The 14,164-nt window shown below is 67.5% G+C and carries 13 protein-coding genes; 6 read left to right on the top strand and 7 right to left on the bottom strand.

What is annotated here, in order from left to right:
• Both DMB37_RS38165 and DMB37_RS38160 read right to left on the bottom strand, forming a co-directional pair.
• Positions 1-888: an ABC transporter permease gene (locus DMB37_RS38165; RefSeq protein WP_135236876.1), complete on the bottom strand. Its 888-nt coding sequence runs from the start codon at positions 886-888 to the stop codon at positions 1-3.
• Positions 878-1,684, bottom strand: a complete 807-nt coding sequence (locus DMB37_RS38160; RefSeq protein WP_135236875.1) for an ABC transporter ATP-binding protein — start codon at positions 1,682-1,684, stop codon at positions 878-880. Before DMB37_RS38160 ends, DMB37_RS38165 begins: the two co-directional genes overlap by 11 nt.
• A gap of 146 nt (positions 1,685-1,830) precedes the next feature.
• Between DMB37_RS38160 and DMB37_RS38155 the strand changes: the two genes are divergently transcribed.
• Complete coding sequence (locus tag DMB37_RS38155; RefSeq protein ID WP_206055116.1) at positions 1,831-3,519, top strand: sensor histidine kinase; 1,689 nt, start codon at positions 1,831-1,833, stop codon at positions 3,517-3,519.
• Positions 3,501-4,184 carry a response regulator gene (locus DMB37_RS38150; RefSeq protein WP_135236874.1) on the top strand — a complete coding sequence of 228 codons (684 nt, stop codon included), beginning with the start codon at positions 3,501-3,503 and terminating at the stop codon, positions 4,182-4,184. The genes DMB37_RS38155 and DMB37_RS38150 overlap by 19 nt, the downstream gene beginning before the upstream one ends.
• A gap of 179 nt (positions 4,185-4,363) precedes the next feature.
• On the opposite strand, the gene DMB37_RS38145 is transcribed toward DMB37_RS38150, so the two are convergent.
• Positions 4,364-4,930, bottom strand: coding sequence for a carboxymuconolactone decarboxylase family protein (locus tag DMB37_RS38145; RefSeq protein WP_135236873.1), 567 nt, complete (start codon positions 4,928-4,930; stop codon positions 4,364-4,366).
• A 64-nt stretch (positions 4,931-4,994) separates the two neighbouring features.
• On the opposite strand from DMB37_RS38145, the gene DMB37_RS38140 reads away from it, so the two are divergent.
• On the top strand, positions 4,995-5,348 hold the full coding sequence (locus DMB37_RS38140) for a helix-turn-helix domain-containing protein (RefSeq protein ID WP_135236872.1): 354 nt from the start codon (positions 4,995-4,997) through the stop codon (positions 5,346-5,348).
• Positions 5,349-5,478: 130 nt separating this feature from the next.
• Here DMB37_RS38140 and DMB37_RS38135 read toward each other — a convergent pair whose 3' ends face one another.
• From DMB37_RS38135 to DMB37_RS38120, 4 genes are all read right to left on the bottom strand, one after another.
• Positions 5,479-6,021 carry an LppP/LprE family lipoprotein gene (locus tag DMB37_RS38135; RefSeq protein ID WP_135236871.1) on the bottom strand — a complete coding sequence of 181 codons (543 nt, stop codon included), beginning with the start codon at positions 6,019-6,021 and terminating at the stop codon, positions 5,479-5,481.
• Positions 6,022-6,077: 56 nt separating this feature from the next.
• The gene (locus DMB37_RS38130; protein WP_135236870.1) at positions 6,078-6,770 is read right to left on the bottom strand and encodes an HAD family phosphatase; all 693 of its coding nucleotides are present in this window, start codon (positions 6,768-6,770) and stop codon (positions 6,078-6,080) included.
• The gene (locus tag DMB37_RS38125) at positions 6,767-8,323 is read right to left on the bottom strand and encodes a mannitol dehydrogenase family protein (RefSeq protein WP_135236869.1); all 1,557 of its coding nucleotides are present in this window, start codon (positions 8,321-8,323) and stop codon (positions 6,767-6,769) included. The genes DMB37_RS38130 and DMB37_RS38125 overlap by 4 nt, the downstream gene beginning before the upstream one ends.
• A gap of 689 nt (positions 8,324-9,012) precedes the next feature.
• A complete protein-coding gene (locus tag DMB37_RS38120; protein WP_135236868.1) occupies positions 9,013-9,975 on the bottom strand; it encodes a DUF998 domain-containing protein in 963 nt (320 codons plus the stop codon).
• A 74-nt stretch (positions 9,976-10,049) separates the two neighbouring features.
• Between DMB37_RS38120 and DMB37_RS38115 the strand changes: the two genes are divergently transcribed.
• The 3 genes from DMB37_RS38115 to DMB37_RS38105 all read left to right on the top strand — a co-directional run bounded on the left by DMB37_RS38115 (position 10,050) and on the right by DMB37_RS38105 (position 14,119).
• Positions 10,050-11,099, top strand: a complete 1,050-nt coding sequence (locus DMB37_RS38115; RefSeq protein WP_135236867.1) for a Gfo/Idh/MocA family oxidoreductase — start codon at positions 10,050-10,052, stop codon at positions 11,097-11,099.
• Positions 11,100-11,224: 125 nt separating this feature from the next.
• Positions 11,225-12,118 carry a bile acid:sodium symporter family protein gene (locus DMB37_RS38110; RefSeq protein ID WP_135236866.1) on the top strand — a complete coding sequence of 298 codons (894 nt, stop codon included), beginning with the start codon at positions 11,225-11,227 and terminating at the stop codon, positions 12,116-12,118.
• A gap of 111 nt (positions 12,119-12,229) precedes the next feature.
• Positions 12,230-14,119 (top strand): serine/threonine-protein kinase, encoded by a 1,890-nt coding sequence (locus tag DMB37_RS38105; RefSeq protein ID WP_135236865.1) that lies wholly within the window; start codon positions 12,230-12,232, stop codon positions 14,117-14,119.
• Positions 14,120-14,164: the final 45 nt, after the last annotated feature.

Genomic DNA, 14,164 nt, shown 5'->3' with positions numbered 1-14,164 from the left:
TCAGATCCCGTGGCTCGACTGTGCCTGCGAGGGACGCCATTTCAGCAGCTTGCCCTCGGCCATGCCGATCCCCCACTCCGCGAGCAGCGCGATCACCGTGATGATGATCATGCCCGCGTAGATGCCCGCCGAGTCGAACGTGCCCTGGGCGTTGCTGATCAGCAGGCCCAAACCTTTACTGGCACCGGCATATTCGCCAACCACCGCGCCGATCAAGGCGAAGCCGAAGGCGGTGTGCAGGCTGGACAGGATCCAGGTGGTCGCGCTCGGCAACACAATGGCGGTGAGCACCTGACGCTTACCGGCGCCGAGGATGCGCGCGTTGTTGATGACGTTGCCGTCCACCTCTCGCGCGCCGGTGAACGCGTTGAAGAACACCGCGAAGAACACCAGCACGACCACCGTGGCGACCTTCGAGCTGAGCCCGAGACCGAACCAGATGATGAACAGCGCCGCGAGCACGATGCGCGGAACCGCGTTGAGTGCCTTGATGAACGGCGCGAGCACGTCGGCCCAGTACCGGCTGCGGCCGAGCAGGGTGCCCAGTACCACGCCCGCGACCGCGCCGATCAGGAAGCCGAGCACGGCCTCCTGGACGGTGGTGAAGATCTGCAGCCAGATCGAACCGAATTGCGTTCCCTCGGTGAACCATTCGACCAATCGGTCCCAGATCAGCGACGGCTTCGAGTAGAAGAACGGATCGATCCACAGCGTGGCGGTGAGCTCCCACGAGCCGAGCCACAGGGCGACCAGCGCGACGCGCAGGCCCCAGGTGCGCAGCCGCACGCGCCGGGCGTTGGTGCGCACCCGCGCGAGGATCTGCTCCTCGGTCTCGTTCTCCGGCACCGGCGCCGGGACGGCATCCTTTTCTAGGACGTCATGCGACACGGGAGGCTCCCTTGGCTCGAGCCGCATCGACCTCGTCGCGCAGCGTTTCCCAGATTTCTTTGTAGATATCGCGGAACTCGGTGGTGAGCCGCACTTCTTCGACGTTGCGCGGGCGCTCCAGCGCGACGGGGAAGTCGCCGCACACGGTCGCCGGGCTCGCCGTCATCACGATCACCCGGTCGGCGAGCACGATCGCCTCTTCCAGATCGTGGGTGACGAAAATGACCGCCGCGCCGGTGCCCGCCCACACGCGCAGCAGTTCGTCCTGCATGAGCTGGCGGGTCTGCACGTCGAGCGCGCTGAACGGCTCGTCCATCAGCAGGATCTCCGGGTCATTGACCAGGGTTTGCGCCAACGCGACACGCTTGCGCATGCCGCCGGACAGCTGATGCGGATAGTAGGTCTCGAACCCGGCCAGGCCGACCTTGTGCACCCACACCGAAGCCTGCTGCCGCGCATCGGCTTTCGACGCACCCCGCAGGCGGGGACCGAGGGCGACGTTGTCCAGCACGGTTTTCCACGGCAGCACCGCGTCCAGCTGGAACATGTAACCGATTCCGTCCGGGATGCCGGTGACGTCCTTGCCGCGCACCAGCGTCCGGCCGGCCGAGGCGGGTTCGAGGCCGGATACGAGGGACAGGGTGGTCGACTTACCGCAGCCGGTCGGGCCGACCACGGCGACGAATTCGCCGGGGCGGACCGCAAGGTCGAGGTTCTGCACGGCGGTGTGGATGCCGCCACCGGTGCCGGGGAAACGCTTCGTCGCGCTCCGCAGCTCGATGAGTGGGTTGGTCATGGTGTAGCTCCTGCGAGATCGAGGTAGAGCGAACGTACGTGGGCCGGGTCACACCGCGGAGCTTGTGCGCACAAGCCGTGCAAAGTGCCGATTCGCTAGTTCTGCGCATTCTGCTCACGCTCGGCGCGGTGGTCTATGCTGCGGCAATGGCCACTGAGGGCGCGCGGGCCGTGCGATTGAGGACGCAGGTTCTGCTGTTGCAGATCGTGGTGGTCACCCTCACCCTCGGCGTCGCCTTCGCGGTTTTCGGCTACCTCAGCGACCAACGGCTGCGCGACGGATACGGGCAGCGGGCCCTCGCGATCGCGCGCACCGTGGCCGCCGATCCCGCGGTGCGCGACGAGGTGACCCGGTACGCGCCAGGGGCGATCAGCGCCGACCCGCTGCTGCGCGCCCGGCTCGCCGCCGGACCGCTGGAACGGATCGCCGTCGACACGACGGAGCGGACCGGCGCCTTGTTCGTGGTGATCACCGATGATTCCGGGATCCGGCTGGCGCATCCCGACGCGGCGCGGCTCACCGAGCATGTGAGCACCGATCCCTCCGGTGCGCTGGCCGGGCGCGAGGTGATCGCCGAGGAGCGCGGCACGCTCGGCGACTCGGTGCGGGCGAAAGTGCCGGTGCTCGAGCCTGATTCGGACCGAATCGTGGGCGCGGTGAGCGTCGGCATCTCCACCGAGGCGGTGCGTGATCAGTTGCTCGACGACTTGCGGACCGCCGGTTTGCTGGTCGGCGCCGCGCTTTTGGTGGGGATCGCGGGATCGATGCTGCTGGCGCGTCGTTGGCGCGGGCTGACGCTCGGGTTGGAGCCCGCGGAGCTCGCTGAGCTCGTGCGTGGCCAAGCCGCAGTGTTGCACGGCATCGGGCGCGGCGTGCTGGCGGTCGATTCTTCTTGGCGCACAACGTTTGTCAATGATGAGGCGCGCAGGCTGCTCGGGATCGATGCGGAGATCGGGCGGCCGGTGGACGAGATCGGGCTGACGCCACGGGTACTGGAGGTTTTCCGTGGGCTCGACGAGCAACCCGCGTCGGCTACGGTCGGGTCACATATCGTCGTGGTGGCCGCGCGGCCGGTACATCGGGACCGGCGCGACCTGGGTGCGGTGCTGACCGTGCGTGATCGGACCGACGTGGAGGCATTGACCCGTCAGCTCGATGCGGTGCAGTCGATGAGCACGGTGTTACGTGCGCAACGGCACGAGTTCTCCAACAAGATGCATTTGATCAGCGGGCTGTTGCACGGTGGGCGGACCGAGGAGGCGTCGCGGTCGATCGACGAGATGATCGGTGCGGGGCCGCTCGGTGCCGCCGCGCCCGGTATCGACGCCATTCACGACGCCTATCTCCAAGCGTTTCTCGCGGCCAAGGCGGCGCATGCGCGGGAGAGCGGCGTCGAACTGGTCCTCGGGCCGAACACCTGGGTGGACGGCAGCCTGGTCGATCCCGTCGACGTGACGACCGTGCTCGGTAACCTGCTCGACAACGCGATCGAGGCGGTGCTGGCCTCGGACAATCCGGTCAAGCAGGTGGAAGTCGAACTGGTGCAGGAAGATTCGACGCTGCACATCGTGGTGGCCGACAGCGGCGACGGTGTCGCGCCGGAGCTGATCGATGTGCTGTTCACCGAGGGCACCTCCACCCGCGACAGCCGTGACGTCCCCGGCGGACGCGGTGTCGGTCTCGCGTTGATTCGCCAGATCGCCCGCACGCACGGCGGCGACGTCCGGCTGGCCAGTCCGCACGGCGACACTCCCCCGCTGACCGGCGCCGAATTCAACGCCCGCATTCCCGAAGTGCTCGTAGACAGCAAGGTGTCATGGCCCCATCAGATTTGACTGTTCTCGTCGTCGACGACGACTTTCGCGTCGCCAACCTGCATGCCGGAATCGTCGACTCCATCGCGGGTTTCGCCGTCGCGGGGACCGCCAACACCTTGGCCGCGGCGCGTGCGGTGCTGGCGGCGGGCCCGGTCGACCTGGCTTTGGTCGACGTGTACCTGCCCGACGGTTCCGGCATCGACTTCGTGCGCGAATTACGCTGCGACGCAATGGTGCTGACCGCCTCCACCGACAGCACCGCGGTCCGCGCCGCCCTCTCCGCCGGTGCGCTCGCCTTCCTCGTCAAACCCTTCCCGCACACCGAACTCGCCGCCCGGCTGGCCGCCTACGCTCGCTATCGCCGCATCCTGACCACCCCGCAGGTGGACAACGCCCGCGTCGACGCCGCCCTGCAAGCCCTGCGCCCCACTACCACCGCAGGCACCCCCACCACCGTCGCCTCCCCCACCAAAGACCTTGTCCTGCACTCGATCCTCGAAGCAGGCCACCCCCTCTCCGCCGCCGAGGTAGCCACCGCCATCGGCATCTCCCGCGCCACCGCCCAGCGCTACCTCGCCACCCTCGTCGGCACCGGCACCCTCCGCATGAGCCTGCGCTACGGCAGCACCGGCCGTCCGGAACAGGAGTACTCGGCGGCAGTCAGCCAGGCCAGATCCGAGTAGAAGCTGCCCGGATCGTCCCGGGAAGCGGCGAGCTCAGGGTCCGCGCAGAGGTATTCGGCTGCGGGAGGACAGATTCGAGTGAGGGCCACCCGGCATCACGCCGCACGTGGCGATACCGAGTCCCGCAGAAGTGTTCGGCGGCGGTCGGCCAGACCAGAACCGAATGGGTCCTGCGCAGATTACACAGGGAAGCGGCGGGCCCACGTTTCGTGGTCGAGGCGGGCGGTGTTGATCACCGTGCCGAGTAGGCGGTACCAGCCGGTGGTGGTGATCAGTTCGAGGATTTGGTCGTCGCGGTAGTGGCTGGTCAGGTCCGGCCAGAGGGTGTCGGAAATTGTTGCGGTGTCGTGGAGTTCGTCCACCAGTCGGATCAGGGTGGTGTCGTTGACCGACCACGCCGGGTGGTCGGGGTCGCCTACGGTGGCGTCGATCTGTTCGGCGGTCAGGCCGACGTCGGGGGCTTGGCGTACGGCGTGGATGCCCCATTCGTACTCGGCGTTCGCGCGGGCGCAGGTGCGGAGGATGACGATCTCACGGTCGCGGGGTGGGACGCGGCCGTGGCCGAGGATGCCCGCACCGAGGGGGCGCATTCGGCTGAAGAGGTCGTCATGGCGTGCGAGGGTGCGGAACAGGGCCAGGGGTTCGATGGCCGAGCCGGGCGGCATCCACTTACGGAGTTGCGCCTCGATATCAGGAGCGTACGGCGGGGTCAGGGGTGCGATGCGCGGACGGGATTCGGTGCTCATGGTCGATCCTCATATCGGACGGCGTTGTATTCTTGCTTCGGAAACAAGAGCAAGGATGGTGGCAATGGTAGCTTCGGAATCCGAAGCGGGCAAGACTCCGGCCGTCGGCGGGCCGGTGCGCGGGTCACAGACCGGGCGTCCGATCATGGTGCTGCTGGATCTGCTGGGCAGGCGGTGGGCACTGCGGGTGTTGTGGGAGTTGCGCGACGGGCGCGCGGTGACGTTCCGGGAGTTGCAGGCGCTGTGCGGCGGCGTATCGGCCAGCGTGCTCAACGATCGGCTGCGGGAACTCCGCGAGGCGGGGGTGATCGCCGCGGAACCGAACGGCTACCAGCTCAGCGCGGACGGCCTGGATCTCGTCGCGGCGCTTGCGCCACTACAGGTGTGGGTGCAACGCTGGCCAGAGCCGGAACCCTGAGCCGCGCAACACCATTGCCGCACATCAGTAGGAGTGCCGCGCACCGCGCCGGATGCGACACATCGAGCCGGATGCGGGAGCTCGTGTGGTACAGGCGCAGCACGCCACGTCCAGCACACCAACCGTACGACTACTTCGGCGGCGTGCCGATCATCCGCACTTTCTGCCCCTCCCAACGGAATTGGACATGGGTGACGGTGCCGTCGGGGCAGGCGTTGCAGCTGCCGGGCGTCTTGTAGGCCAGGCCGACGGTGTCGTCGGTGGTGCGGTCGACGTCCAGTGACGTGAACCCGTGCGCCTGCGGCGTCGCGGTCCCGATGTAGGCGCCCTTGTGAAACAGCAAGGCATGGTTCGGCGAACTTCCCGTCGCCCCTTGCACCGTGATGATCACGGCCGACAAGGTGGCGCATGGATCGAAGTTCCCCTCGAAACCACGCGGATCGGTGGACCACGGCGCGTGCGTGACCGGCTCGGCGGGCAACGCGGCGATGGCCGACTGGATCACCGGCGCCGAAAGGTCGACACCGCACCGGACGGGCGCGCCCGAGGTGGTCGGCGCGGCATTGCGCACGCGGGTCTGCGATGACCCACTGTCACCGTCGGCGGCGCATCCGGCGACCGCCACCACGATTCCGGCACACACGACGAAGACAGGTCGAGCTATCCGCACCACGAGAGATCCTTTTCAGGTCCGCCGACAGATTCAGAGTTAGCTCGGAACAGTCTCGCCTATGCGGTCGACGCGGTCGAGGCCGCATTGGCGACCGCGAGGTATTCGATGACCTGATGCAGATCCGGGTACAGCCGGTGCGCGAGCCTGCGGGACTCCTCGGTCGGCTGCACCAGATCGGGAACGAGGATGCAGCGCAGGCCAGCGGCGCAGGCAGCACGTAGGCCGTTGGTCGAATCTTCCAGTGCGAGTGTGGTTTCCACCTCGCCGCCGAGCGCCGCCATCGCCTTGAGGTACGGCTCGGGGTCGGGCTTGCCCTTGGTCACGTCCTGACGCGTCACGACCACGTCGAACCGGTCCGCGATGCCGGCCAGTTGCAGGTGGTGGTCGGCGCGCTCCCGCGACGACGACGTCGCGATCGCCTTCGGGACGCCTTGCGCGTCGAGCGCGTCGAGCAGCGCCACCGCGCCGGGCTTGGTGGTCAGCCTGCCGCCGTCGACGAGCCTGCGCAGGTGTACCTCGTGCAGGTCGAAGTACTCCTCCAGCGGAAATCCGCGACCATACGCGGCCGCGGCGAGCGTGCGGCAGCGGTCGGCGGGCACGCCGATCATGCTGCGACAGAACTCGGGTGCCATCTCGTAGCCGAGCTCGGCGCCCGCGGAGACCAGCGACTCCATGGCCAGGCTCTCCGAGTCGATGAGCAACCCGTCCATATCGAACACTACTGCGCGAACCGGGTTTTCGGCGTTCACCCGATGCTCCCTTCCGATTGCGGCGCCAACCGGCGCCGGACCGCGGCCGCGACACCGTCGCGGGTCATTTCGGCCAGGGCGTCACCGACCTGCCGCTGCACGTTCTCCAGTTCCGGTAGCGTGCCGAAAATATCGGTGCGCTGCAAGAACGCCTGCGCACAGCGATGCGGGTCGGCGTCGACCAGCACCGCGAGCGAATCTTCCCTCGGGTCGATCAGCTCCATCACCGCGTCGGGGGCGTGGCTGGCAGTGAACCACCGTATCCACGCGGCGATCAGCAAGGTCGCGCCGGGGGTGGGCCTGCCTGCGGCGATGTTGTCGCGCAGGGCGTCGACGACCCGGGGCATCATCTTGTCCGAGCCGTTGCGGCCGATGCGCGTCATGTCCTGAGCGATGGCCGGATTGCGGAAGCGGCGCATCAAATCGTCTACGGTCCTGCGTAATTCGGGGGTCGACAGGGCCAGCGTCGGTCCCTGTTCGTCCAGCATGAACTGGCGGGCCAGTGCCGCCAGTGCCGGATCGGCCGTCGCGTCGGCGATGGTGCGGTGGCCTGCCACGCCACCCAGGTACGCGAGCAGCATGTGCGTGCCGTTGAGCAGGCGAAGCTTGGCCAGCTCGTAATCCTTGACGTTGGCGACGAATTGGGCGCCACCGAGTTCCCACTGCGGGCGCTCGCCGTCGAAGTCCTCGATGGTCCAGGTCATGAACGGCTCGGCCGAGACCGGTGCGAGGTCCTCGATGCCGCCGAGCCAGTTGCGGGCGACCGCGGCGTCGGTGGGCGCGGTCGGCTGCACGATGCGGTCCACCACGCTGTTCGGGAACTGCACGTGCCTGGCGATCCACTCGGCGAGATGGTCGTCGCGCAGCAAGGCGAAATCGATGACCGCACGGCGCAGGGTGCTGCCGTTCGCGCACAGGTTGTCGCAGCTGATGATCACCGGCGGGGTGCTGCCCCGCCGCCGGACCAGTTCGAGACCCTGCGCGAGCATGCCGATCGGGGTGATCGGCCGGGTCGGGAACCGGACATCGTGGCGGACGCCGGGGCAGTCCACCTCCAACCGGCCGGTGACCGGCGATACGCAGTAACCGCTCGCGGTGACGGTGAGCGTGACGATCTTGACGCGCGGGTCGGCGATGCGCTGCGGCACACCGATCAGATCGGTCGGGGCGTGCACGGCCTCGGTGATCGAGCCGACCACCTCCACCCGCGCCGCACCGTCTTCGTGCAGCAGCGTGGTGTACAGGTGGTCCTGCGCCCGCAGCGCGTCGACGACCGTCGGGCGGTTGATGGCGACGGCGGTGATGCCCCAGCGCGGATCGCCGGTCTCGTTCATCGCATGCTGGGTTGCCAGGGCCTGGTGCGCGCGGTGGAACGAGCCGCAGCCGAGGTGCAGGATCCCGGCGGTCAGGCTGCGCGGGGCGAAGCCCGGCCTGGCGACCGAGACGGGGAGTCGGGTGAGCATGTCGGTGGACAGGCGCGGCACCACCTTGCCCGGTATCCGGGACGTCAATTCTGTCCGAGTTTTCTTCGCCGTAATCAGCGGCACACGCATGTGCGGCCTCCGTTGGGTCTACAGAAGGTGCGATACAGAACGCCTTATCAGCATTGACTAAGCGACATTTCAAACGTAGGTGAGGTCGGCCAGTATTTCGACAGCAAACCTCAGATCCAGCAACTGAAGGCACGTTGCAGCAGGTCACTGGGTGTATTGCAAATATTCCGTAAAGCTCCACCTCAGAGGCCACGAATTGGCGGTAACTAGCGGGAATACGCATCGCCGAAATGCATACTCGTGACGTCTGTCACGCAGACTTATTTCCGTTTTGCCCGTTAGGAAACGCTTTAAGATTACTCACAGATTTGCTGAGTAATTGCCGATATTCGACAGGAGAATACGGTGTAAACACAGCCGCTACGGGCCGGTGCGGTCATGAGATGCACTGCGGTGGACCTATTTCCGAATGGAACCATCTACCTGCCTGCTGCCTCGCAGGGTCGCAAGGTGGGCGCGGTCGTAAGCAAGACTAAGGTTGCTTCACTGTTGCCGACGGGCGATAGTGAGGCAGACCGCCACTCGGTGTCCGTCTCGGCCGACCATCGCGCTGCATCGGCCATCGCCAGGCATATCGGCCATCGTCAGCCATGTCGGCTCATCGCCCGTGTGTCGGCACGTCGGCCGCGCACCGTGTCCAGTCGGCACAGATTCGGGAAGTCGCTAGACGGCGCGCCCGACCACCGCCGCTAGTTCGACATATGTGCAGCCCGTCGCATTGCCCAGACCACAAGCAGACAGGCTGCGATCCCGAACAAGCCGTTCGACAGCAGATCGATGAGCACCGATCCACCGCTCTCGGGCTGCATCGGGAATGAGATCCACACATACGTCAGCGTCGCCCCCACGGCGAGCGCGCAGGTGTGCCGCTCGGTCCACCCGATCCGGCGCGACCACCGCACCACCGACCAGGCCCCGAGCCCCACCGCAGCGAACCACACTCCGACGCCGACCCACCCGCGCCAATCGGACGAAACCAGGATGGCACTGGAACCCACCAGCGCGGCGAGCCCGACCAGCCATGACGCGGGTGGCTCGCCCACCGTCCGGTCGACGCGTTCAGGCACGACCACTGAGGCGGCGACGACCAGCAGCACGATCACCACCGTGACCGAGCCGATCTGCCAGGGCGAGGCGACGAAGTGCTCCTCGCTGTAGTTGCCGTAGCAGACCAACACCGAGCCGGCGACGAACAGCGCCGACGTGACCGTCAACCCGATTCGCCCGAGCCACAGCGTGTTTCGCCGCTCACCGGCGATCGCTTCGACCAAGGCGATCGGCACGCAGATACTCCAGATCGTGTGCAGCGACAACACCTGCTGGGTCAGCGCGACACTCATCCCGACCGCCGGGATATATGTCGCCCCGGTCAGCAGGTCCTGCTGCGCGTACGAGTCGTTCCACAGCAGCTGATCGACCGGCCCCTCCTCGAACAGCGCGTACGCGGCCGCCAGTAGCACCATCGTCGGCCAACCCCGGGTGCGCCTGCCGATCTCACGCACCAGCAGCGCGCCGCACCCGTACATCGGCGCCAGCAGCAGGCCGAGCGGCAACTCCGACACGGTCAGATTGCCGAGCAGGAATTCACCGATGAACGGCGCCACCACGAGCAGGCCGAGAACCGGCGCCCATCGAGTCGCGTGGCCCCGCATGACAGGCACGCTAGTCAGCGACGGCCGCTCGGGGCATGACCCGAATTCCTGGGACGATCCGCTAGCGTCGAGGCATGACGCTAGAGGTCGCTGTCCTCGGGTACGGGTTGGCCGGGTCGGTTTTCCACGCGCCGCTGATCGCCGCCGATCCGCGGCTGCGGGTGGCGGTGGTGGTCACCTCGTCGGCCGAGCGGAAGGCGCAGGCCGAACGGGAGCATCCCGGCGTGCGGGTGGTCGCTACCGCCGACGAACTGTTCGCGGATCCCGCTGGGATAGATCTCGTCGTCATCGCTACGCCCAACCGGACGCATGCGCCGCTGGCCAGGCAGGCGTTGGACGCGGGCCTGCCGGTCGTGGTGGACAAGCCGTTCGCGGTGTCGGTCGCCGAGGCCGAGGAGCTGGTCGAGCGAGCCGAGCGAGCCGGGCTGGCACTGACTGTTTTTCAGAATCGTCGCTGGGACGGCGACTTCCTGACCGTGCGCGCCCTCACCGAAGCCGGTCGGCTCGGGCAGGTGCGGCGCTTCGAGTCGCGCTTCGAACGCTGGCGTCCGGTGCCGAAGGGCGGCTGGCGGGAGCTGGGCGGCGCCGCCGACGGCGCGGGGCTGCTCTTCGACCTCGGCAGCCATCTGATCGATCAGGCGCTGACCCTGTTCGGGCCGGTGGAATCGGTGTACTGCGAACTGGATCAGCGACGCGAGGGCGTGCAGACCGATGACGACGCCTTCCTCGCGCTGACGCACACCTCTGGCGTTCGATCTCACCTCTGGATGAGTGCCGTTGCGCCGCAGCTTGGTCCGCGATTTCGAGTGCTCGGTTCCCAGGCGGGGTATGTCAGCTACGGTCTGGATCCGCAGGAAAGCACGCTGCGCGCTGGGCGCCGTCCGGATGACGGCAAGCCTTGGGGCACAGTCGAATCCGAGCACTGGGGTGTCTTCGGCGCCGAGCCCGCCGTCGAACGGGTCCCCACCATCGCGGGCGACTACCCGGCTTTCTACTCCGCACTTGCTACCGCTCTGCTCGACGGCGGGCCCGTCCCGGTCGACCCGCGCGACGCCGTCGCCACACTGCGCGTGCTGGAGTCCGCACGCCGATCTGCCGCCGACGGCGAGATCGTCACGGCGTGAATCGGCGGCAACCTTAGAGCTCAACCCTCGGTATTTGGACTGGCGACGCGCGCCGTGGATCGATAACGTCGTCACTCGGTGTCGGCTGCGTGTGGGCCGGCCGCTCGGCTGAGGAGGAGATCCCCGTGGGTTCAACGATTTTCGCGGTGTTCCTGCCGCTGGCCCTGGCCTTGGTGATGTTCGGGCTCGGATTGACCCTGGCCGTCGACGATTTCGCCAGGGTGCTGCGCTATCCGAAAGCCGCGCTGATCGCGCTGCTCTGCCAGATGGTGCTGCTGCCCGCGGTGTGCCTCGGGCTGATCTATCTGTTCCGCCTCGAAGGGGCGCTCGCCGTGGGCATGCTGTTGCTCGCCGCGTCACCGGGCGGACCGTCGGCCAATCTGTTCAGCCACATCGCGGGCGGCAATGTGGCACTGAACATCACGCTCACCGCGATCAATTCGGTGCTCGCGGTGTTCACCATGCCGTTGATCGTCGCGTTCGCGTTCAGCCGATTCATGGACGGCGACGGGTCGTTCGGGCTCCGGCCGGACAAGTTCGCGCAGGTGTTCGCGATCGTGCTGGTGCCGGTGGCGATCGGTATGTGGGTACACCGCCGGTTCACCGCCTGGGCCGAGCGGATGCGCGGCAACGTCAAGATCCTGTCGATCGTGGTGCTCGCGCTGGTCGTGCTCGCCGCCGTGGCGAAAAACTTCAGCACGCTCACCGAGAACATCGGCAAGCTCGCCTCGCTGAGTCTGTTGTTCGCCGTGATCAGTCTGGCCGTGGGGTATTTCGTGCCACGGCTGTTCGGGATCGATGCCGATCAGGCGATCGCCTCGGCCATGGAGATCGGGATTCACAACGGTGCGATCGCCATTGCCATCGCGAGTTCGGTGCTGCACAACGGTGCGATGGCGGTGCCGGGCGCGGTGTACGGCGTGCTGATGAACATCCCTGCGGCGATCGCGGCCTTCCTGCTGGCCAGGTACGTGCGGCACGAGCGGCCTGCGCCGATGTCGACCGCAACGGCCGCTTAGGAGCAGAGCGAAGCCGCGTAAGCCCCTGGTCAATCGGGCGACTGGACCAGACAGCGTGGCAAGCGGTAGGTAACCTTTCGATGTTCGACACTCGAAGGGAGCCGCATCGCGATGCGACCGCTCGGCGCAGACGATCCGACCCGGATCGGCGACTACCGGCTACTCGGCGTGCTCGGTGCGGGCGGCATGGGCCGGGTGTATCTGGGACGCAATGCCGGTGGGCGGACGGTTGCGGTGAAGGTGATCAGGCCGGACCTGGTCGGCGACAACGAGTTCCGGGTGCGCTTTCGCCGCGAGGTGACCGCGGCGCGACGGGTGGGCGGGCGGTTCACCGCGCAGGTCCTCGATGCCGATGTCGATGCGAACCCGCCGTGGCTGGCGACGGGTTACGTGGCGGGTTTCTCACTGACCGAGGCGGTCGAGGAGTACGGGCCGTTCACCGAGAGCTCGCTGCTGGTGCTCGCGCACGGACTGGCCGAGGCCTTGGTCGCCGTCCATGCGGCGGGGCTGGTGCACCGCGACCTCAAACCGTCCAATGTGCTGCTCGCCCTCGACGGGCCCAAGGTGATCGACTTCGGCATCGCGCGGGCGATCGAGGACAGCCAGCTCACCACCACCGGAAAGGTCATCGGCTCACCGGGATTCATGTGTCCGGAACAGGTGACCGGTAGTCCGGTCGGCCCGGCGAGCGATGTGTTCGCGCTCGGCGGCGTGCTGGTGTTCGCGGCCACCGGGCACGGGCCGTTCGGGGTCGGCGAGATGGTGCAGATGCTGTGGCGGGTGGTGTACGAGGAGCCCGAACTCGACGGGGTGCCGGATCGACTGCGGCCGCTCATCGCCGCTTGCCTCACCAAGGACCCCGCCGCGCGCCCGACTCCCGAGCGGATCATCGCCGACCTGCAAGCCCTCGGCATTCCCGGCCGTGGCGGTTGGCTGCCCGGTCCGGCGCTGGAGGAGGTCAGCAGGCGCGCAGTGGAGTTGCTCGATCTGGATTCCGGCCCGTTCGACGTGCCTGAGGCGCTCGGCAAGACGGACGTGGATTCGGCGCGCGCCGCCGACACGGTGGCCCAGGCGTTTCTGGACCCGAATGTGCGGGCCGCCACCAGTCTTCCCGGGTTCGGGCAGGCGGAACTGGCCCCGCGCTCGGGGTGGCAGGATGCCGCTGAGCCGCCGGGTGCAGCGCGTCCGCCGGGACGGCCGGGTTCGCCGCAACAAACGGCGCAGACCCCGAACCCCGCAGGGCAGACAGCACATACGCCGGGGCAGGCAGCGCACCAGTCGGGTCAGACCCCGTACCCGTCAGGACAGACGACGCACCTGACAGGACAGACCACGCCTTCGCCGGGGCAGACGACACACCTGTCGGGACCTAGCGCGCAGTCGCAAGGACACACGACCTTCACGGCCGGGCAGCCCGCGTACCCGTCCGACCAGTCGTATTCCCGTGGCCCACAAGATGTTTCGACCAACCCGCCGGACGCTCAGCACCCCGCGGCCCGCCCGGCAGCACGCCCGAAGCGGCGCGCCGCACTGATCGCCGCCGCGCTCGCCCTGTGCCTCACCGTCGCAGTCGCCGCCTTCGTGATCACCAAACAGATCGCCCGCGGACCCGGTGGCTCCGCCACCCAATCCACCGACTCCCCCGGCACTCCCGCCGCCGACGTCCCGGACGCGTTCATCGGCGAATGGAAGGGCGTGGTCGAGGACAAACTCGGTAGCTACGACATCGTCTTGACGCTGAACGAGGGAGCGCTCGGCACGGAAATCGGCAGTTCCGCCAACACCGGAAATGTCATCGGGCTTAAATGTGGTCGAGCGGAAACACTCACGGATGCGTCGTCGGACACACTCACGCTGATCGCCCGACTCACCGAGGACGGCGGCGGCTGCAACGACGAAGGGGCGACCACCACCGTCCGGCTACAGTCCGACGGCACCTTGTCGTACACCACCCACGGAGTACTCGGCGACATGACGGGAACCCTCACCAAAACCTCGTGACCCGCTTGTGCTACGAGGTTGCTGACGGAGTGGCAGACTGCGAAT

The sequence above is a fragment of the Nocardia sp. CS682 genome, from assembly GCF_004634405.1.
GTDB lineage: Bacteria > Actinomycetota > Actinomycetes > Mycobacteriales > Mycobacteriaceae > Nocardia > Nocardia ninae.
The sequence above is the reverse complement of the archived record's forward strand: the minus strand, read 5'-3'. Positions and strand labels throughout refer to the sequence as shown.

Excerpts from the sequence above, each read along its gene's own strand:
- DMB37_RS38145 (WP_135236873.1), bottom strand. The coding sequence starts at position 4,930 with ATGAGCACCGAATCCCGTCCGCGCATCGCACCCCTGACCCCGCCGTAC.
- DMB37_RS38150 (WP_135236874.1), top strand. The coding sequence starts at position 3,501 with ATGGCCCCATCAGATTTGACTGTTCTCGTCGTCGACGACGACTTTCGC.
- DMB37_RS38120 (WP_135236868.1), bottom strand. The coding sequence starts at position 9,975 with ATGCGGGGCCACGCGACTCGATGGGCGCCGGTTCTCGGCCTGCTCGTG.
- DMB37_RS38115 (WP_135236867.1), top strand. The coding sequence starts at position 10,050 with ATGACGCTAGAGGTCGCTGTCCTCGGGTACGGGTTGGCCGGGTCGGTT.
- DMB37_RS38140 (WP_135236872.1), top strand. The coding sequence starts at position 4,995 with ATGGTAGCTTCGGAATCCGAAGCGGGCAAGACTCCGGCCGTCGGCGGG.
- DMB37_RS38125 (WP_135236869.1), bottom strand. The coding sequence starts at position 8,323 with ATGCGTGTGCCGCTGATTACGGCGAAGAAAACTCGGACAGAATTGACG.
- DMB37_RS38105 (WP_135236865.1), top strand. The coding sequence starts at position 12,230 with ATGCGACCGCTCGGCGCAGACGATCCGACCCGGATCGGCGACTACCGG.
- DMB37_RS38155 (WP_206055116.1), top strand. The coding sequence starts at position 1,831 with ATGGCCACTGAGGGCGCGCGGGCCGTGCGATTGAGGACGCAGGTTCTG.
- DMB37_RS38160 (WP_135236875.1), bottom strand. The coding sequence starts at position 1,684 with ATGACCAACCCACTCATCGAGCTGCGGAGCGCGACGAAGCGTTTCCCC.